The organism is Nocardia lijiangensis NBRC 108240, assembly GCF_001613045.1.
GTDB classification, from domain to species: domain Bacteria; phylum Actinomycetota; class Actinomycetes; order Mycobacteriales; family Mycobacteriaceae; genus Nocardia; species Nocardia lijiangensis.
On sequence record NZ_BDBP01000029.1, the window covers coordinates 38,762 to 59,350 of the forward strand.

12 protein-coding genes are annotated in these 20,589 nt (G+C 67.0%); 11 read left to right on the forward strand and 1 reads right to left on the reverse strand.

What is annotated here, in order from left to right:
• Positions 1–46 precede the first annotated feature (46 nt).
• The 10 genes from NL1_RS11620 to NL1_RS11665 all read left to right on the forward strand — a co-directional run bounded on the left by NL1_RS11620 (position 47) and on the right by NL1_RS11665 (position 9,742).
• Entirely contained in the window at positions 47–1,186 is a 1,140-nt protein-coding gene (locus NL1_RS11620) for an XdhC family protein (RefSeq protein ID WP_067837781.1), read from the forward strand.
• A 77-nt stretch (positions 1,187–1,263) separates the two neighbouring features.
• Entirely contained in the window at positions 1,264–2,154 is an 891-nt protein-coding gene (locus NL1_RS11625; protein WP_067837787.1) for an FAD binding domain-containing protein, read from the forward strand.
• 2 nt (positions 2,155–2,156) lie between these two features.
• Complete coding sequence (locus tag NL1_RS11630; protein ID WP_067837793.1) at positions 2,157–2,675, forward strand: (2Fe-2S)-binding protein; 519 nt, start codon at positions 2,157–2,159, stop codon at positions 2,673–2,675.
• Positions 2,672–5,062, forward strand: coding sequence for an aerobic carbon-monoxide dehydrogenase large subunit (locus NL1_RS11635; protein ID WP_067837796.1), 2,391 nt, complete (start codon positions 2,672–2,674; stop codon positions 5,060–5,062). The genes NL1_RS11630 and NL1_RS11635 overlap by 4 nt, the downstream gene beginning before the upstream one ends.
• Positions 5,063–5,087: 25 nt before the next feature.
• Complete coding sequence (locus NL1_RS11640; RefSeq protein ID WP_067837798.1) at positions 5,088–5,981, forward strand: XdhC family protein; 894 nt, start codon at positions 5,088–5,090, stop codon at positions 5,979–5,981.
• Positions 5,978–6,562 (forward strand): nucleotidyltransferase family protein, encoded by a 585-nt coding sequence (locus NL1_RS11645; protein WP_067837801.1) that lies wholly within the window; start codon positions 5,978–5,980, stop codon positions 6,560–6,562. The genes NL1_RS11640 and NL1_RS11645 overlap by 4 nt, the downstream gene beginning before the upstream one ends.
• Positions 6,562–7,446, forward strand: coding sequence for an AAA family ATPase (locus NL1_RS11650; protein ID WP_373862549.1), 885 nt, complete (start codon positions 6,562–6,564; stop codon positions 7,444–7,446). The genes NL1_RS11645 and NL1_RS11650 overlap by 1 nt, the downstream gene beginning before the upstream one ends.
• 13 nt (positions 7,447–7,459) lie before the next feature.
• A complete protein-coding gene (locus NL1_RS11655) occupies positions 7,460–8,110 on the forward strand; it encodes an SRPBCC family protein (RefSeq protein WP_067837805.1) in 651 nt (216 codons plus the stop codon).
• Entirely contained in the window at positions 8,107–9,348 is a 1,242-nt protein-coding gene (locus NL1_RS11660; protein ID WP_067837808.1) for a vWA domain-containing protein, read from the forward strand. Before NL1_RS11655 ends, NL1_RS11660 begins: the two co-directional genes overlap by 4 nt.
• Before the next feature lie 13 nt (positions 9,349–9,361).
• The gene (locus NL1_RS11665; RefSeq protein WP_156094808.1) at positions 9,362–9,742 is read left to right on the forward strand and encodes a hypothetical protein; all 381 of its coding nucleotides are present in this window, start codon (positions 9,362–9,364) and stop codon (positions 9,740–9,742) included.
• Here NL1_RS11665 and NL1_RS11670 read toward each other — a convergent pair.
• A complete protein-coding gene (locus NL1_RS11670) occupies positions 9,727–11,757 on the reverse strand; it encodes a caspase family protein (RefSeq protein WP_162272718.1) in 2,031 nt (676 codons plus the stop codon). The two genes, NL1_RS11665 and NL1_RS11670, sit on opposite strands and share 16 nt — an antisense overlap.
• A gap of 297 nt (positions 11,758–12,054) precedes the next feature.
• Here NL1_RS11670 and NL1_RS11675 point away from each other — a divergent pair, with 297 nt between their 5' ends.
• Positions 12,055–20,571, forward strand: a complete 8,517-nt coding sequence (locus tag NL1_RS11675; RefSeq protein WP_245673190.1) for a non-ribosomal peptide synthetase — start codon at positions 12,055–12,057, stop codon at positions 20,569–20,571.
• Positions 20,572–20,589: the final 18 nt, after the last annotated feature.

Genomic DNA, 20,589 nt, shown 5'->3' on the forward strand with positions numbered 1-20,589 from the left:
AGGTGGACGCGGCGCCTACCGCCGCATTGCGCCCGGAGGACGCACGATGCAGGACGTGCTCACGGATCTGATGACAACCTGGAACGCCGGGGGCACGGCCGGGGTCGCGACAGTCGTGCGAACCTTCCGTTCAGCGCCACGACCGCCTGGCGCGGCCATGGTCGTCGCCCCGGACGGAAAGGTCGGCGGTTCGGTGTCCGGTGGCTGCGTCGAAGGCGCGGTCTACGAACTCGCCACCGACGTCATCCGGACCGGTCGTCCGGTGCTGGAGCGGTTCGGCTTCTCCGACGACGACGCATTCGCCGTCGGTCTCACCTGCGGCGGCATCATCGACATCTTCGTCGAGGCGATCTCGCGGGAGACGTTTCCGGAACTCGGCGAGGTCGCCGCGGACATCGCCGCCGACCGGCCGGTGGCGATCGCGACCGTCATCGAGCACCCCGACGCCGCCCGGGTAGGGCGACGGCTGCTGATCCGGCCGGGCACCGCGCACGGCACCCTGGGGTCGGCGCGCACCGACGATGCGGTGACCGATGACGCGCGCGGGCTGCTCGCGGCAGGCCGCAGCGAAGTGCTGTCCTACGGTCCGGACGGGCAGCGTCGCGGCGAGGGCATGGCGGTTTTCGTCGTCAGCCATGCCAGGCAGCCGCGGATGTTGGTGTTCGGGGCGATCGATTTCGCCGCCGCCGTCGCGCAGCAGGGATCGTTCCTCGGGTACCGGGTGACGGTGTGCGACGCGCGGCCGGTCTTCGCGACCTCCGCCCGGTTCCCGACCGCCGACGAGGTCGTCGTCGACTGGCCGCACCGCTACCTGGCCGCGCAGATCGCGGAAGGCGCGGTGGATTCGCAGACCGTCGTCTGCGTGCTGACCCACGATCCCAAGTTCGACGTTCCGCTGCTCGAGGTGGCTCTGCGCGCGCCGGAGATCGGCTATGTCGGCGCCATGGGGTCGCGCCGCACACACGACGAGCGCCTGTCCCGGCTGCGCCAGGCCGGCCTCACCGACGAGCAACTCGCCCGGCTCGCCAGCCCGATCGGGCTGGATCTCGGCGGCCGGACACCCGAAGAGACGGCGGTGTCGATCGCGGCCGAGATCATCGCTCGGCGCTGGGGCGGGCACGGCCGCTCGCTGACTCAGACCGGCGGCCGGATTCACCACGCGGCGCGCGAACAGCGAATTCAGTGATTGCTTAATTCGGTCTTGACGGCCGCGTCAACGGGGCAGAGGCTGAGGTTCTTCCCCATTGATGTGAGGTAGATCACATGCAAGTTCCTGGGCCATTCGAATACGAACGCGCGACGGGCGTGGATCACGCCATCGGACTACTGGACCGGCTGGGGGAGGAGGCGCGCATCATCGCGGGCGGGCACAGCCTGCTGCCGATGATGAAGCTGCGGCTGGCCAATCCGGAATATCTCATCGACATCAACGACCTTTCGGTCGAGCTGGGCTACATCGTCACCGATCCGACCCTGGTGCGCATCGGTGCGATGGTCCGGCATCGGAACCTGCTCGAATCAGACCGCCTCGCCGCGGTGTGCCCGATCTTTCGTGACGCCGAGCGCGTGATCGCCGATCCGGTCGTGCGCAACCGCGGCACGATCGGGGGCTCGCTGTGCCAGGCCGATCCCGCCGAGGATCTCACGACGGTGTGCACGGTCCTCGGCGCCACCTGTCTTGTGCGCGGACCGTCCGGCGAACGGGAGATCGCGATGGACGACTTCCTGGTCGGTCCGTACGAAACCGCCATGTCGCGAAACGAACTCCTGATCGAGATCCGAATTCCCGTGCGACACCGGACCTCGAGTGCCTACGCGAAGGTGGAGCGCCGGGTCGGCGACTGGGCGATCGCGGCGGCAGGCGCGACCGTGACACTGCACGGCGGGACGATCGCGGCCGCACGGATCGGTCTGACGGCGGTCAACCCCGATCCGGCGGCGCTAGCCGCGGCGGCGGACGCGCTCATCGGTGAGCAGCCCACCGAAGAAGTCTTCGCCGAGGCAGGCCGCCGGGCGAGCGCAGCGTGCTCACCTGTCTCCGATGCGCGCGGCAGTGCGGACTACAAGCTCCATCTCGCGTCCGAACTGACGATTCGCGCGCTGCGCACCTCGGTCGAGCGCGTACTGAACGAATCTGCCCTGAAAGGGAATTAGCCATGCAGGTAACCATGACCGTCAATGGCGAGCCGGTGACCGCGGAAGTCGAGCCACGCACCTTGCTTGTGCATTTCCTGCGAGATCAGTTGCGGCTCACCGGAACCCACTGGGGCTGCGACACCAGCAACTGCGGAACCTGCGTGGTCGAGGTCGACGGGGAACCGGTGAAGTCGTGCACGATGCTGGCCGTGATGGCAGGCGGTCGTTCGGTGCGCACCGTCGAGGGACTCGAGGTGGACGGCCAGCTCGATCCCGTGCAGGAAGGCTTCATGCAGTGTCACGGGTTGCAGTGCGGATTCTGCACGCCCGGAATGATGATCACCGCCCGCGCACTGCTCGACCGCAACCCGAATCCCGACGAGCAGACCATCCGTGAGGCGATCTCGGGCCAGATCTGCCGCTGCACCGGATACACCACCATCGTGCGGTCGATCCAGTGGGCGGCGGCGAAGCAACGCGGCGAAGCGGCGGAGCCCGAACCCGCTGCCACGCCGACGCCGGTGAGGAGCACATCATGACCGCCGTCGAGTCCCGGCCCGAAGACCGGGTCGACAACGACCGCAAGCCGTGTGGTCACGGCAGGATGCTCCGCAAAGAGGATCCGCGGTTCATTCGCGGACGCGGCAACTACGTCGACGACGTGCAGCTGCCCGGCATGCTGCATATGGCGATACTGCGTTCCCCCTTCGCGCACGCGCGGATCGTGAACGTCGATACTTCTGCGGCACAGGCACATCCGAAGGTCAAGGCGGTCGTCACGGGTGCGGATCTCGCGGCGAAGGGACTGGCCTGGATGCCGACGCTGTCCAACGATGTGCAGGCGGTCCTGGCGACGGACAAGGTCCGGTTCCAGGGCCAGGAGGTGGCCTTCGTCGTCGCCGAGGATCGCTACTCCGCGCGTGATGCGTTGGAACTGATCAATGTCGAGTACGAGATGCTCGATCCGGTGATCGACGCCCGGACCGCACTGGCGCCCGACAGGCCGGTGATCCGCGATGATCTCGAGGGCAAGCGGGACAACCAGTGCTTCGAATGGGAGACCGGCGACTCCGCCGCGACCGACGCGGTGTTCGCGCGCGCCGACGTCGTCGTCGAGCAGGAGATGGTCTATCCGCGAGTGCATCCCGCCCCGATGGAGACCTGCGGCGCCGTCGCGGATCTCGATCCCGTGACGGGGAAACTCACGCTGTGGTCGACGAGCCAGGCGCCGCATGCCCACCGCACGCTCTACGCGTTGGTGGCTGGACTTCCCGAGCACAAGATCCGGGTGATCTCACCCGATATCGGCGGCGGGTTCGGCAACAAGGTGCCCATCTATCCGGGATACGTCTGCGCCATCGTCGGGTCGCTGTTGCTGGGCAAACCGGTGAAGTGGATGGAGGATCGCAGCGAAAATCTCACCAGCACCGGGTTCGCCCGCGACTACATCATGGTCGGCGAGATCGCCGCCGACGCCGACGGCAAGATCCTCGCCATCCGGTCGACCGTGCTCGCCGATCACGGCGCCTTCAATGGCCAAGCCGCGCCGTTGAAGTATCCGGCAGGCTTCTTCGGCGTCTTCACCGGTAGCTACGACATCGAGGCCGCCTACTGCAAGATGACCGCGGTCTACACGAACAAGGCACCCGGCGGCGTTGCCTACGCGTGCTCGTTCCGGATCACCGAGGCCGTGTACTTCGTCGAGCGGTTGGTGGATTGCCTCGCCTACGAACTGAAGATGGATCCGGCCGAGCTGCGGTTGCGGAATCTCCTTCGCGCCGAACAATTCCCGTACACCAGCAAGACCGGCTGGGTCTACGACTCCGGCGACTACGAGAAGACCATGCGCCTGGCGATGGACATGATCGGCTACGACGCCTTGCGAAAAGAACAGCAGGACAAGCGCGCCCGCGGCGAGTTGATGGGCATCGGGATGTCCTTCTTCACCGAGGCGGTCGGCGCGGGTCCGCGCAAGGATATGGACATCCTCGGACTCGGGATGGCCGACGGGTGCGAGCTGCGTGTCCATCCGACCGGCAAGGCCGTTGTGCGCATATCGGTTCAGACCCAGGGGCAAGGGCACGAGACGACGTTCGCCCAGATCGTCGCCGAGGAACTCGGCATTCCACCGGACGACATCGAGGTCGTGCACGGCGACACCGATCAGACTCCGTTCGGTCTCGGCACCTACGGCACCCGGTCGACACCGGTCTCGGGCGCCGCTGCCGCACTGGTGGCGCGGAAGGTGCGCGACAAGGCGCGGATCATCGCGTCCGGCATGCTCGAGGTCTCCGTCGCCGACCTCGAGTGGGAGAAGGGCTCGTTCCACGTCAAGGGCGATCCGTCCGCGGCCGTCACGATCCAGCAGATCGCGATGCGCGCACACGGCACCGGCGACCTGCCCGAGGGCATCGAGGGCGGACTCGACGCGCAGATCTGTTACAACCCGGAGAATCTCACCTACCCGTATGGTGCGTACTTCTGCGTCGTCGACATCGACCCGGGGACGGCCGTGGTAAAGGTCCGGCGCTTCTTGGCTGTCGACGACTGCGGCACCCGGATCAATCCGATGATCATCGAGGGCCAGGTGCACGGCGGTCTCACCGACGGCATCGGCATGGCTCTGATGGAGATCATGGCCTTCGACGAGGACGGCAACTGCCTCGGCGGATCCCTGATGGATTACCTCATCCCCACGGCGCTCGAGGTTCCGCATTTCGAGACCGGGTACACGGTCACCCCGTCGCCGCACCACCCGATCGGCGCGAAAGGCATCGGCGAATCGGCCACGGTCGGATCGCCGCCTGCGGTGGTCAACGCGGTGGTGGATGCATTGGCGCCGTTCGGAGTTCGGCACGCCGACATGCCGCTGACACCGTCGCGGGTCTGGGAAGCGATGCAGGGGCGGGCCGCACCGCCCATCTGAGTGGATGTGAGCGATGGGATCACCGATGAAGATCGCCGAGCGTGTACAGCAGCTGGTCGGCTCCCGGACGCCGTTTGTGCACGCGACCGTCGTGCGCGCACAGCAGCCGACCTCGGCGCACGCCGGGGACGAAGCGATCCTCTTGCAGGACGGGACGATCGAAGGATTCGTCGGCGGCCAATGCGCCCAGAACTCGGTCCGCAAGGCCGCGCTGGGTGCCCTGCAATCGAACGAGAGCGTGCTGCTGCGTGTGCTGCCCGACGGCGATCTGCACTTTCCCGAGGCGCCCGGCGCGGCGGTGGTGGTGAATCCCTGTCTGTCCGGCGGAGCGCTGGAGATCTTCCTCGAGCCGCAGATCCCGGCGCCGCTGGTGCACATCTACGGCGCGACGCCTATCGCCGACGCCTTGGCCGTGATGTGCGAACTGGTGGGATTCGGGGTGCAGCGGGGTGTTGCCGAAGCCGATTCGCTGGATTCGCCGACCGATACGACGGCGGTGGTGATCGCCAGTCACGGTGGCCCGGAAGCCGAGATGATCCGCGTCGCGCTCGACGCGGATGTCGGGTATGTCGGGTTGGTGGCCAGCAGGATTCGGGGCGAATCGATTCTCGACGAACTCGGATTGACCGATGCCGAGCGGGCTCGCGTACACACCCCCGTGGGTTTGCCGATCGGCGCCAAGACGTCCGCGGAGATAGCCGTCTCGATTGTCGCGGAAGTGATCCTGGCGATCCGCAAGGGCGGCTTGGCCGTCCCGGCCCGCCCGGCGAGTGTCGTATTCGAGGCTCTCGATCCCGTGTGCGGCATGACGGTGACGGTCGGGCCGGACACACCACATCTCACCATCGATGAGGTCGACTACTGGTTCTGCGGCACCGGCTGCCGCAATTCCTTCGCGGCGATGAAGACAGGCTCATGACAATCACCGGAGTCGTACTCGCCGCGGGCAGCTCACGGCGCCTCGGCACGGCGAAACAGCTACTGCCGTACCGGAATACGACGGTTCTCGGCGCCACCCTCGACGTGGTGCGATCCTGCGCTTTCGATCAGATCATCGTCACGCTCGGCGGCGCGGCGGAGGCGGTGCGCCAGCAGGTCGATCTCACCGGGGTAGAGGTGGTCATGGCCGACGACTTCGGTTCGGGCTGTTCGTCGTCGTTGCGTTCGGCCCTGAGCTCGGTGCATCCCCGAGCCGCCGGAATCGTCCTGATGCTCGGTGATCAACCGGGACTGTCGGCGGCGACCGTCGACCGGCTGATCGCCGAGGGCACGACCGCCGCGATCACAGTCTGCCGCTATCGCGACGGTGTCGGGCATCCGTTCTGGCTGAGCCGCAGCATCTTCGGCGAATTGGCCCGATTGCACGGCGACAAGGCCGTATGGAAGGTCATCGAGTCGGGCCGCTTCGCGGTGTCGCGACTCGACGTCGACGCACCGGTGCCCTTGGACGTGGACACCTGGGACGACTACGAGCGCCTGCGCGCCTCGACCTCGCCATGATGTCGCCGTTCGACGATATCGAGGACGTGGTCCGGCGATTCGACGCCGACGACTACCTGCTCGATACCGGAACCGCCGCCGCCTTCTATCTGGCCACCACGCTGGGCCGGCCGCTGCTGCTGGAAGGCGAACCGGGAGTGGGCAAGACGACGGCGGCGAAGACCCTGGCCACCGCGCTCGGCGCACCGCTGATCCGCCTGCAGTGTTACGAGGGCCTCACCGTGAGCGAAGCGCTGTACGACTGGAATTACCAGCGTCAGCTGCTCAGCATCCGGCTCGCCGAGGCGCGTGGCGCCGACCTCACCGAAGCCGACCTGTTCACCGAGGCATACCTGCTCGACCGCCCGATCCTGCGCTGCGTGCGCTATCGCGGTCCGACGCCACCGGTGCTGTTGGTCGACGAAATCGACCGTGCCGACGATGAATTCGAGGCGCTGTTGCTCGAATTCCTCGGTGAGGCGGCGGTGACAGTTCCCGAACTCGGGACTTTCGTCGCCGAACACCCGCCGCTGGCGGTGCTGACCTCCAACCGCAGTCGCGACTTGCACGACGCGCTGCGGCGGCGCTGCCTCTACCACTGGATCGACTACCCGGAACCGGCCCGTGCGGCGGCGATCGTGCGACGCACCGTGCCCGGCGCAACCGACGCGCTGATCGAGCACGCCACCCGATTCGTCGCCCGCGCCCGCGATCTCGATCTCGACAAGCCGCCCGGCGTCGCCGAGACCATCGACTGGATCGCCGCGTTGGCGACGCTCGACGTCGCCGATCTCACCCCGCCCGAAGCGGTCGCCGCGCTGAGCGCACTGGCGAAGACACCCGACGACCGTGCCACCTTGCACGAGGCGTTCGTCGAATACACCCGAGGCCTTGCTACCGGATGAGAGGGATACTCCGATGAAGATCGCCAATGAGTTCACGGTCAACGCACCCGTCGAGCAGGCGTGGGAGGTGCTGAGCGACCTCGAACAGGTGGTCCCGCTCATGCCCGGCGCACAGATGGTCGGCTGGGAGGGCGATGACTTTCTCGGCAAGCTGAAGCTCAAGGTCGGCCCGGTGACCAGCGAATTCACCGGAAAGGCGCACTTCGTCGAGCGCGACGAACACGACCATCGCGCTGTCATCGACGGCCGCGGCCGGGATACGCGCGGATCCGGCAATGCGGCGGCGACCATCACCACACAGCTGCGCGAGGACGGCGACAAGACCCGGGTCACCGTGGACACCGACCTCAAGATCGTCGGTAAGCTCGCCCAGTTCGGCAGCGGGATGCTGCAGCAGGTGTCCGAGAAGATGATCGGTCAATTCGTCGCATCCCTGGAAGCGAAACTCGCGGAGGGTGATTCGACCGCCGCGGCAGTGGTATCCGGGCCGGACAGCCGAGAGGTGCGGCCGGAATCGGTCGAACAACCGGAGTCCGCGCCGCTCGACCTCATCGATCTCGTCGGGCCCGCGATGATCAAGAAGTATGCGCCCGCGATCGCGTTCGTGCTCGCGTTCGTGCTCGGAATCATCCTGGTACGCAGGCAGATGCGCGGGAAGCGATGACGCGAGCTGTACTGCTGCGCGGCGTCGATCTGGCCGCATTCGCCGTCGCGGTGGTCGCGCGGCTGCGGCGTGGTGGCGTCGCGGTGGCGCCGAGCGGGCCCGCGCTGTTCGTGGAAGCTTTGCGTCGCATGGCGCCGCGGTCGCGCACCGAGCTCTACTGGGCCATGCGGCTCACGCTCGTCGATCGCATGCAGGATCTCGCCGCCTTCGACGCGGTCTTCGCGACGGTGTTCGCCGACGCTGCGCTGGGTGTGGACCCGCCGAGCCGAACACACGGACTGCCTGCCGAACGCGCGTCGGCGCCGGGCACGGGCGGTCGAGGGCAGCCTCGGCAAGGGGGTGAAGTCCCTTGGGCGACACTGCAATCGGCAACCGGAACCGACCGGCCCACCGATAAGGGCGCGGCGCTGCCGGACGTGCTGCCGAGCCGGTTCGTGGCACGGGAACAGGAACCGTTCGCCCGCTTCGATCCGGACGACCTGCGGACAGTCGTCGCCTGGCTGGAGCAGGCGTCGGCGCTCTGGCCGCAGCGCAGCAGCAGGCGCTACGAAAACCATGCGCACGGCAAGCGGATCGACTTCCGGGCGACGATGCGCATCTCCCGCCGCACCGGCTGGGAGCCCGCGGTGCTGGTCCGCACTCGTCCCCGGCGCAGACCGCGCCGCATCGTCATGATCTGCGACGTCAGCCGCTCGATGCAGCCGTACTCGACGATCTACCTGCATCTGATGCGGGCGGCGATGCAGCGCCGCTCGCCCGGCAGACCGGAGGTATTCGCCTTCTCCACCTCGCTGACCAGGCTGACCTCGGTGCTGGCGCACCGTTCCCCCGATGTCGCGGTGGCCAGGGCCAACGACAAGGTGGTCGACCGCTACGGCGGCACGCACATCGGCCGATGCCTCGGCGCGCTGCTCGCGACTCCGTCCGGTAGCGCGCTGCGCGGTGCCGTCGTCGTCATCGCATCGGACGGCTGGGACAGCGACACCCCCGACGTCCTCGCTCGTGCGATGGCCAGGATCCGGCGCCGGGCCTGGCGCGTCATCTGGCTCAATCCCCGTGCGGGGGAATCGGGATTTCAGCCTGTCACCGGCGCTATGGCGGCAGCCCTGCCGTTCTGCGACATCATGATGCCCGCGCACACGCTGGCGGGTATGCACGCGTTCGCGCAGGTTCTGGCGTCCGGGCTACACTCGGCGCAAGAAGGCGTCCGTATCTCTACCAGCAGCGTTACGCACTGATCGTGGAGGTCCTATGCCCGGCCCTGTTGATGTCAGCGTCACGGTGTTCAGCGATGATCTCGACGTCGAGCAACTCGATGACACCACTCGACGGCTCCGATCGGAGTTGCTGGATCTCGACGTCGGCCATGTCACGCCCGCCCACGGTGGGGACGCGCCGGAAGGCACGCGTGGTCTCGATGCGGCGCTGGTAGGACAGCTCCTCGTCGGTGTCGGTCCCGGCCTGGCAGCGCTACGTCAACTGCTGGACACGCTGCGCGGCTGGCGGTCCAACCAGCGGCATGTCGAGATCAGCGTGCAGATCGGCGACGACCGGCTCGACCTCAAAGACGCGTCGCCGGAGGTCGAGAAGCAGCTCGTCACCGCGTTCGTGCAGCGTCACGCCGACGCTTGAGCGCCGGAGAATGCCTGCTCTCGCTCGGTGCGCAATCCTGACGCTGCGAGGAATGCGATGGTCACGAGCAGCACGGCTGAAATCGCCGCGAAGCCGACGATCATAATGACTCGCTCCGGGCTCATGTCGGCGTTGTATGCGTGACGAGCCGAGTAGTAAGCGGCGATTCCGACTACGCCGCACCAGCCGAGAAGCAGGGCGGACCTGAACCGGCGCGGCACAGCGACCGTGGCGCAAACAGGGACCGCGAGCAGCGGCGCAGCAGAAATGAGTTTCGAACCGGTCGAAGCCCATGGCGAGCCCCCGACGTCAATCTCGAAAAGTAGCAATACGAAGATGGTCAGCACGCTGAGACATGTGACGGTCCACCAGCGTTTCTCCGTAGGCAGTTCGAACTGCAGCTGTATGCCATCGGTTTGCGAAACTGCGAGCGCCGTGAGTCCGGCCGCCAGCACCAAGGTCAACAGAGCGGCGAACCACAGCCACGTTGCTACTTCCCAATCGTCCATGGGCTCCCACAGATTCACTATCGACCACGGCCACGCGGCACTCTGTCCGAGCGCTATGCCTGACCCGACAACCCGGCCCGTATGGGCACCGAGCATGCCGACCCCCGCCGCGGCTACCAGAGCGGCCAGCACCAGCGCAGGCAACACCGCCAGGGGTCCGTGGTCGATCACCTTGAGCTCAGAATGCGTGGAATACAGAAAGAAGGGGTTGCAAGAAATCAGAACAGCCGCGGCAACCATCAAGAGGCCCGCGACGCGCCGCAAAATGACGGGATCGGCGCGGCGCGGCTTCACGGCCGGGGTCGGCTTCGAGAACGGCGCAGGTGGCCGTGGAGTTCGCGGAGTTCCAGCCGACGACGGGCGCTGGACCGCCGGGACGGGAGGGCGGCGGGCCGGATCGACCGCGGGGGTCGGGCGATCGGCGTCATCGACCGCTCGAAGGGGCGGTGATGGGGGTCTGCCGGACGCGGCCACCGGTTGTGAGGGTGGTCGCGGTTGATCGCCGATCGGCGAGGCGAGCGGTAGGACGGGTTGCGGTATGTCGCTCTGGAGCGCGGCCGCGGCTGCGGCCGATACGCTGCGGCTGTCATCGTCGGCAAGTCTCCGCAGTCCCTGCTGAGCGGCCTCCGCCAGACCGAGGTGACGACCGTGCAGCAGCTTCTCGAGCTCTCGAACGGCGACAGCGCGGACACTCGGCAGTGGACTGTCGATCAACTGGCACAGTTCGACCGGCAAGGGCGCCGGTTCGCTCAACCGCTGGCTGCGCCGGGCGATGTACAGCTCGCCTTGGACGCCGAACACCCATTTTCCCGGGGTCTGATTCGGAGAGGAAGCCCGCACTTCGGCGTACACGTAGTCGTACAGCTCGTCGAGCGTGATCAAGCCGTCCTGGTTTCGATCGGCCTCGCCGGTCGCGAGGCCATCGACCAACGCTCCGGTGAACACCGACGGACCACTGTCGGCGGTATCGGCGAGCTCACCGCTTTCGAACGAGTACTCCATCGCGCTCGAAGCGGTGATCACCGCGCGGCCACGCCCACCCAGCTGATCCCCGAGGTTCATTCCGGCACCGGCTCGATGCGTCATACCCCTTTCGAAGGCGCCCGCGTAGCAGCAGTCCAGCAACAGCACTATTCGCCGCGATCGGCTCCGGTTCATCCGGCGGTTGACGAAGTCCGCTGCCACACCCGTCGCACCGAGCCGCCGCAGCTTCGTATTGGCGGCGGCGAAGTACAACTCGCCTCCCTCGTCCTTGACACCGTGACAGGAGAAATGAAGCAGCAGCAGGTCTTCCGTACCACGGTCGGCGAAGAACTCCTCGACCTTCTCACTGACCACGTAGGCAGGCTCGTTCACCGACATATCCACTTCGAAGCCCCCGATGAGCGGATTCCGCAAGACATCGGCAAGGGCTTCCGCATCGCGGGTCGGCGCCCGCAGCATTCGCAGACCGGGATCTTGGTAGTCGTCACACGCAACTATCAGTGCACTACGCCTATCGACCACAATTCACCTTCAGACAAATATCTCGATGCCGACAAATTCGGTCGTCCACTCTCCTGATCGATTCTCGCCACCTCGGCGCAAACATCCCGAGTAGTCCGCTACCTGTTCCGCGCGGACATTGCCAGGATCAGTGAGCTGACCGCACCATCCCGGTCACTGCAGATCAGGCCACCACTGCCGCGACTGTGGCAGCCGCAGGACGGTCCGCTGTCTGGCCCCCGAGGTGAGGTTTGGCTACTGATGGACTGCGCCAACGAGCGCTTCGGAGTTATCGTTGAGTTTCCGCAGGAGGCCATGGTGGCTCATGGGACACGACAAGCAATCGAGTCGCTCGCCGAAAGCCAACAGTCTTTCGGGCTGTCGAATGGCGCGTTCCCGCTATCGGCGGCGCAGCGGGGAATTTGGTTCGCCCAGCACATCGCGGGCGATATCCCGATCTCCCTTGCCCAGTACGTCGACCTGCCCGGAGCGATCGACCTCGACCAGCTGGCACCGGCAGCGCGTCAGGCCGGGCGCGAGTTCGGCACCGGCTATCTGCGCTTGATCGAAAACGACGGCTTTCCACTGCAGTGTGTCGATACCACCCTGGACGACAGTGCGCGCATCTTCGACTTCCGTGATGAGCGCGATCCGGAGGGCGCTGCGCACGCCTGGATGCGCGAGGAATACTCGGCACCTCTCGATCTGCTGAACGATCGGCTGGCCTGTGCCGTCATGCTGCGGATCGCCGACGACCGCTGGTTCTTCTACTGGCGGATGCATCACATCGCGCTCGACGGCATGGGCGTATCGGCCATGGCGCGGCGCACCGGCGAGCTCTACACCGCGGCGGCACAGGGCAGGCCGCCTCCCGCCGCTCGCGCCGAGGACCTCAGGAAGATCGTCGACGCCGATCTGGCGTACCGCAGCTCCGAGCGCTTCGCGGCCGACCGGGAGTATTGGCTTCGGCACCTCGACGGGATGGCCGACCCGGTGAGTCTCGCGGGCCGCACCGCCGACATCGATGCGCACCCGAGGCGCGTCGAGGGCGTGCTGGCGCGGGAGACAGCGGAGTTGCTGGAGACGGTCGCGAAGGCCGCGTCGTCTGGTGTGGCGCCCACGGTGGTCGCGGCATTCGGCGCCTATCTCGCCGCGACGACCGGTGCTCCAGAAGTGGTGCTGAGTCTGCCGGTCTCCGCGCGCACGACGGCAAGCATGCGGCGCTCCGGCGGCATGATCGCCAACGTCGTCCCGATACGACTCAGGCTGGCTCCGACCATGACCGTCGGCGAGATGATCAGCGCCGCGCAGGGCGAGCTGACCGGTGCGCTGCGACGACAGCGCTACCGTCAGGAAGACATCTTCCGCGATCTCGGCTGGCCGATGGACGAGGTCGCGACATTCGGCCCATCCGTGAACTTGATGATGCTGGACACCAAGGTTCAGCTCGGCGAGGTCACCGGACGAGCGCATGTGCTGACCGCCGGGCTGATCGACGACCTGTACGTCAACCTGTATCCCGGCGTGGGTGGCGAGAGCACCCACATCGACTTCCAGGGCAATGCGAACTTGTACGGCGACAGCGAATTGGTCACCCACCACGGCCGATTCCTGCGATTTCTGCGGAAGTTTCTCGCCGCCGGACCGGACGCGGCGCTATCGACGGTATCTGTCGTCTCCGACGACGAGCTGACCGAGCTGGCGCCGGCGCGGGGACCGGCGAGCGTCACACCGCGAACGCTGCCCGAAATACTCTCCGCCGGTGCGGAAATCGACCCCGACGCGATCGCCGTTCGCAGTGGTGCGACCTGTCTGAGCTACCGCGAGGTCGACGAATACACCAATCGGCTTGCGCGCGTGTTGATCTCCCTCGGCGCCGGGCCGGAATCCAGTGTGGCGATATCGATTCCGCGCTCGATCCATTCCGTGCTCGGGATGCTCGCGGTGGCCAAGACGGGCGCCGCCTTCGTACCGATCGACCCGGACTACCCCGCCGACCGGATCGAGCACATGGTCGACGACAGTGAAATCGTCGTCGGGACAACCGTGGCGAGCGCACGAAGGCTGTTGCCGGACAGGGTGAACTGGCTGGTTCTCGACGATGAGAGGACCGTCCGGCGTATCGCCGAGCAGAATGCGGCATCGGTCGATGACAGCGTGCGGCGTGCCGCGGTGCACCTGGATCATGTCGCGTACATCATCTACACCTCGGGATCGACTGGATTGCCCAAAGGCGTGCTGGTCACGCATCGGGGTTTGGCGAATATGGTCGCGAGTTCGGCACACGCCTTCGGCGTCGATTCGGATTCCGTCATGGCACACGCCGTTTCGTCGAGCTTCGACCTCTCGATCGAGGAGATCTTGGTGACCTTCGCCACCGGCGCGACGCTCGCAGTCGTCCCGCCGTCGGCGTATGCGGGCGAGGAGATGGCAGACAGTCTTCGCGCGCAACGTGTTTCCCATCTGGATGCCACGTCCGCAGTTGTGGGGTCCCTCGACCCGGCCACACTGCCCGGACTGCGCACGGTCATCGTCGGTGGCGACGCCTGCCCTGCCGAACTCGCCGCCAAGTGGTCCGGCCATGCTGTTCTCAACGGGTACGGGCCCACCGAAACGACCGTCACGGCGACGTTGAGCGATGCGCTGACACCGGCTGCGCCGGTCACGATCGGTGGTCTCGTTCGCGGGGTCTCCGCAGTCCTGCTCGATCCATGGTTGCGACCGGTGGCTCCGGGCACGATCGGTGAGCTGTACCTCGCGGGGGCGGGCGTGGCGCGCGGCTACCACCGGCGCACGGGCCTCACCGCGGGCCGATTCGTCGCGAACCCGTACGCGTGCGGAGAGCGGATGTACCGCACCGGGGACCTGGCGCGCTGGACCAAGAGCTCCGGGGCGTTGGAGTTGGACTACCAGGGCCGCAACGACTTTCAGGTGAAGGTGCGCGGCTTCCGCGTCGAGCTCGGCGAGATCGATGCCGTCCTGCAGCGGCACCCGGACATCGACTTCGCGATCACCCTCGGGACCGAGACCGATTCGGGCGCCACTGCCCTGGTGTCCTATGTATTGCCCAAGCCGGGCGCCGGGGTGCGTGCAGAGGCACTGAAAGCGGCTGCTGCCGAATCGCTTCCGGCATACATGGTGCCCGCCGCGGTCATGGTTCTGGACACCGTTCCGCTGACACCGCTGGGCAAGATCGATCGTACGGCGCTGCCCGAACCCGATCTCGCTTCCCGCGCGCTCGTGAGCCGACCGCCCTCGACTCCCCGCGAGGAGGCGCTGGCCGCGTTGTTCGCCGAGGTTCTCGGGCTCGACTCGGTCGGCGTCGAGGAGAGCTTCTTCGCGCTCGGCGGCGACAGCATCTCGTCCATTCAACTGGTCTCCAGGGCGAAGACCGCCGGGATCGGCTTCACCGCACGGGAGGTCTTCGAACGCAAAACTGTTGCCGGGCTGGCAGCGGTGGCCACCGAGGCGCGCGCCGACGTGGTGCACGAGCTAGCTGGCGGGGGAGTAGGCGCAGTCGAACTCACACCGATCGTGCGCGCGATGCTGGACCAAGGAGAAACCTGGCGCCGGTTCGCCCAGGCCGTCTTGATCGGACTTCCGGACGGCGTCGACGGTGCTCGGCTGGTCGCCGCCGTGCAAGCACTCCTCGATCACCACGACCTGCTGCGCTGCTCGTTGCGAAACACCGACCTCGGCTGGGAATGGCAGGTCGCCCGACTCGGCTCGGTCGTGGCAAGCACTCTGGTGGACGTCGTGACCGCACGCCCCGATGGCGACCAAACCTACGAACGCGAATTGCAGCGTGCCGCAGACCTGCTCGACCCGGAGGCAGGAATCGTCGCGCGCTTCGTGCTGATCGAACGCCCGGCCGCCGCTCCACTGTGCTGGATCGTGCTGCACCACCTCGTGACCGACGCCGTCTCGTGGCGGATCCTGCTGCCGGATCTGGCGACCGTTGTCGCGGGTGGCTCCCTCGCTCCGGTCGGCACATCGTTCCGGCGTTGGGCGCGTGGACAGTTCGAGCACGCAGTCGACCGCAGTGCCGAACTACCGGTCTGGCAACACATCCTGGCTACGGCCGATCCGCCGATCGGCACGGCGACCTTGGATCCGGCCGTCGATGTCGCTGCCACCGCGGCGACCTGCCATATCACCATCGCCTCCGACGTTGCAGACACGGCACTCACCACGGTGCTGGACCGATTCCATTGCGGTGCTGACGATGTGTTGCTGACAGCATTTGCGATGGCGGTGAGCCGTTGGCGCGGTCGAAGGTCGTGGCTTTTCACGCTGGAGGGCCATGGTCGCGAGGAGGCTATCCTCCCGGGCGCCGATGTCGCGCGCACGATGGGCTGGTTCACCACGGTGTATCCGGTGGCCATCGATCTGACCGACATCGACCTCGATGACGCATTCAGCGGCGGCCCCGCGGCGGGCGCCGCGATCAAGACCACGAAGCAGCAGCTGCGCGCGGTGCCCGACAAGGGAATCGGTTACGGCATGCTTCGCTACCTGAACGCCGACACCACGGATGCGCTCGCGGACGCGCCGATCCCGCAGCTGAGTTTCAATTATCTGGGTCGGGTGCAGACCGGCGGCGAAACCGGAGCCTGGCTGCCGCAACGCTTCGCGGCAACACGGGACGACCGAGCGCCGTTGGCCGCGGTCGTCGATGTCAACGCCGCGCTGACCGGCACAGGCTTGGAAGCGACCTGGGCCTACGCTTCTCGGCTGCTCGACGCCGCGGAGGTCGAAGAACTCGCGGGCCTCTGGGAGGACGCACTGCGGGCCCTGGTCGACCACGCCACGACCGCGGGAGCGGGCGGGCGCACGCCGTGCGACTTCGACCTCGTCACGGTTACCCAGCCGCAGATCGATACCTGGGAGCGCGACTGTCCGAATCTGGTTGATGTATGGCCACTTTCACCACTGCAGTCCGGCCTGTTCTTCCACGCGGTCTACGATCCCGACACCACCGACGGCTACACGGTGCAGTCGATATTCACGCTGGCGGGCACCGTCGATGCGGCGCGATTACGCACCGCCGCGGAGGCAGTGCTGGCACGGCACGACATCCTGCGGGTCGCTTTCGTGGAAACCGACGACGGGCCCCGCCAACTGGTGTCGGCGGACGCAGGCATCCGCTGGCGGGAGATCGACCTGAGCGGAATCGCCGACGCCGACGAACGGCAGCGGGAGATCGACCGGGTGATCGCCCGGGACGCCTGCACCCGATTCGAGCTGACCCGTCCGCCGCTGGTGCGTTTCACGCTCGTACGTAGCGCCCCTGACCGGTACCGTTTCGTGCTGACCAATCATCACCTTGTCCTGGACGGTTGGTCGACCGCGCTGCTCGTGCGCGAGCTTCTGACGCTGTATGCCACTGCGGGCGACGCATCCGCGCTGCCGCCCGCGCACTCCTACCGCGAGTTTCTTTCCTGGCTGCGCGAGCAGGAGCATGCCGCGTCGACTGCGGCATGGAAGCGATCCCTGGCAGGCATCGATACACCGACACGGGCTGCCCCGGCACTGGCCGGGACCGAGACGATCGAGGCCGGGATGGTTTCCGCCGACCTGTTCGGGGATACGGTCGACCGGCTGGAAACGGTCGGGCGCGGTTCCGGCGCCACGGTGAACACGATGGTGCAGGCGGGCTGGGCGATGCTGCTCGGCGTGCTAACGGGCCGAACCGATGTGGTGTTCGGCGCGACGGTGTCCGGCAGGCCACCGGAACTGACCGGTGTCGAGGAAATGGTCGGGCTGTTCATCAACACGCTGCCGGTGCGAGTGCGGCTCGATCCCGCGGAGAAGGTGGGCGACCTGCTGGCTCGCGTGCAGAGTGAGCAGGCGCGGCTGATGGACCACCAGCACGTCGGGCTCGCTGCGATCCACAAGGCTGTGGGTTCGGCCGAATTGTTCGACACCCTTACCGTTTTCGAGTCCTACCCGATCGACCGGGAGGCACTGTCCGCAGCGCCGGACATCGCAGGCGTGCGTGTGCTGGATATCGAGGGCACCGACGCGACGCCGTATCCGTTGAACCTCATGGTTGTTCCACTTCGCGGCAGCGATGGGCACAACACGCTGCGCATCACCCTGAAGTTCGCGGCCGACCAGGTCGCGCCGGATGCGGCGCAATCGCTGCTGGATCGCTTGGTCCGTCTGCTGACCCAGCTCGCGAACAACCCACATGCCCCGGTGGCACAGCTCCAGCACTGCGACGACGCGGAGCGCGCCGAGCTGTTGCCAGTTCGTGGAGCGGAGTCGGTGCCGCCGCGAACTCTGCCCGAGATTCTTCGCGCCGGAGCACACATCGATCCCAGCGCCATCGCGGTGAGCGCGGGTGAGCGCACGATGTCCTACGACGAACTCGACTCCCGGTCCAACTGCCTTGCCCGGGTCCTGCTGCGCCGAGGTGTCCGGCGGGAGACGTGCGTCGCGCTTGCCCTCGGTCGATCGCTGGAATCGGTGGTGGCGGTGTGGGCGGTGGCCAAGGCGGGCGCGGCTTTCGTGCCGCTGGATCCCCGCAATCCGATCGCGCGGATAGAGCACATCGTCGCCGACTCGAAGGCGGCGATCGGCCTGACGGTGACCGCGGCCCGCGAGACGCTGCCGAGCACCATCGACTGGCTGCTGCTCGACGAGCTCGGTACGACCCACCAGGTCGAGAAGATCACCGACGCGCCGATCACCGACGAGGAGCGTGGCGGTCGCATCGACCTGGACCAGGCGGCCTACCTGATCTACACCTCGGGATCCACCGGCACACCGAAGGCGGTGCTACTCAGCCATCGCGGCATGGCGAATATGGTTGCGGACCTGAAGGATTCATTGGTTCTGGATCCGACCGCCGGCGTGCTGCAGGTAGCCTCACCGAGCTTCGACGCGTCGCTGTTCGAGCTGCTTTCGGCGCTGAGTGTGGGCGGCAGGCTCGTGATCTCGCCACCGGATGTCTGCGGTGGCGCCGATCTCGGTCGCCTGCTGCGCACCGAGCGGGTCACTCACATCGCGGTCACGCCGTCGGTGCTGGCCACGATGGATTCCGCAGGCCTCGATCGCTTGCGGGTTCTTACAGTCGGGGGCGAGGCCGCGACACCGGAACTGATCGAGCAGTGGTCGCCCGGGCGGCGCATGGTGAACGTGTACGGTCCGACGGAGTTCAGCATCTGGGCAACCTGTTGCGACGAGCTCGTCGCGGACGAGCCGGTCACCATCGGCGGGCCGATCCGTGGTGCCGCGAGTATGGTGCTCGACACCTGGCTGCGTCCGGTGCCGGTCGGCGTCGCCGGTGAACTGTACCTGGCCGGGCCCGCACTCGCTCGCGGCTATGTCAACCGATTCGGGATGACCGCGGGACGGTTCGTCGCCAACCCCTGCGGCGAGCCGGGTGAGCGGATGTACCGCACTGGCGACATGGTGCGATGGGTCATCGGGCGCGGCGATGCATACGAGCTGGAGTATCTGGGCCGCAGCGACTTCCAGGTCGAGATTCGCGGCTTACGTATCGAGCTCGGCGAGATAGACACAGTGCTGGCCCGCGACGAGCTGGTCGACCATGCGGTGACGATCGGCCGCGCCGGACCGGCGGGGACGACCGTTCTGGTGTCGTACATTGTGCCCGTCGACGGCATCGAGGTCGACGTCGAGCGCCTGCGCGCGGTAGCGGCCGATGCCCTGCCCGCGTACATGATCCCCTCCGCCTTCGTCGTGCTGGATGAGCTCCCGCTCACGGCGGTCGGCAAGCTCGACCGGGCCGCGTTGCCGACACCGAAATTCACGGACGGGCGGACCGAGTACCGAGCACCCTCCACACCCACCGAAGGAACTCTCGCCGGTATCTACGCGGAGTTGCTCGGTCTCGACAAGGTCGGTGCCGACGATTCCTTCTTCGCCCTCGGCGGCGACAGCATCCTCGCCATCCAGCTCGTGTCGAGGGCAAAGCAGCGGGGTGTCCGCTGCAGCCCGCTGCAGGTGTTCGAGCACCGCACCGTAGCCGCGCTGGCCGCGGCCGCCGACACCGCGGACGAGCTGCCTGTGCTCGACCACGGGCCGGCGCTCGACGTCGTCTTGCCGATCCGGCTCGGCGGCACCGAACCCGCGCTGTTCTGCGTCCACCCGTCGGTCGGAGTGTCGTGGGCCTACCTGGGATTCGCGGATGCGCTGGCCCCGGGCAGGCCGATCTATGGACTGCAGGCACCGGACCTCAGCGGTGCCGAAGCACCGGCACGCTCGATCGAGGAGTTGGCCGATCGGTACATCCGCGAGATCCGCGCCGTGCAGCCCGCGGGGCCTTACCACCTCCTCGGATGGTCGTTCGGCGGACTCATCGCGCATGCGATCGCGACGAAACTCGAGAACGCCGGTGACACCGTCGGCATCCTCGCGTTGCTCGACACCGATTGCGCCGACATCGACGGCGACAGCATCGAGCAGCTCTCCGCAGGCGCATTCGTCAGTGCCTTCGGCCCGATCTTCGGTATCCACGATGTGCCCGCCGATGCGTCCGCCCGGGAGGCCGCCGATCTGATCCGTGCACGGTTGGGCGAGTTTTCGCTGATCGACGCAGACGCCATCGAGCGGGTGGCCCGGTCCTACAACACCTCGGCGCGGCTCCGAGCGGGATACCGACGACCCGTATTCGACGGTGACATGGTGTATTTCAGCGCCACGGTCGATACTTCCGACCTCTCCGGTCCGGTCGGCTGGCAGCCCTACGTGACAGGCGAAGTCGTCAACCACGACGTCGAAGTCACCCATGACGAACTGACCGCGCGACACGTGCTGCCGATCATCGCTCGCATACTCGACGAGCATTTGGGAGGTCGAGCATGAGTCTCGCGGCAGTGCGCC

Bases quoted from the DNA above. Each gene is read 5' to 3' on its own strand.
- NL1_RS11645 (WP_067837801.1), top strand. From the start codon at position 5,978: ATGACAATCACCGGAGTCGTACTCGCCGCGGGCAGCTCACGGCGCCTC.
- NL1_RS11625 (WP_067837787.1), top strand. From the start codon at position 1,264: ATGCAAGTTCCTGGGCCATTCGAATACGAACGCGCGACGGGCGTGGAT.
- NL1_RS11640 (WP_067837798.1), top strand. From the start codon at position 5,088: ATGAAGATCGCCGAGCGTGTACAGCAGCTGGTCGGCTCCCGGACGCCG.
- NL1_RS11665 (WP_156094808.1), top strand. From the start codon at position 9,362: ATGCCCGGCCCTGTTGATGTCAGCGTCACGGTGTTCAGCGATGATCTC.
- NL1_RS11620 (WP_067837781.1), top strand. From the start codon at position 47: ATGCAGGACGTGCTCACGGATCTGATGACAACCTGGAACGCCGGGGGC.
- NL1_RS11655 (WP_067837805.1), top strand. From the start codon at position 7,460: ATGAAGATCGCCAATGAGTTCACGGTCAACGCACCCGTCGAGCAGGCG.
- NL1_RS11635 (WP_067837796.1), top strand. From the start codon at position 2,672: ATGACCGCCGTCGAGTCCCGGCCCGAAGACCGGGTCGACAACGACCGC.
- NL1_RS11630 (WP_067837793.1), top strand. From the start codon at position 2,157: ATGCAGGTAACCATGACCGTCAATGGCGAGCCGGTGACCGCGGAAGTC.
- NL1_RS11650 (WP_373862549.1), top strand. From the start codon at position 6,562: ATGTCGCCGTTCGACGATATCGAGGACGTGGTCCGGCGATTCGACGCC.
- NL1_RS11660 (WP_067837808.1), top strand. From the start codon at position 8,107: ATGACGCGAGCTGTACTGCTGCGCGGCGTCGATCTGGCCGCATTCGCC.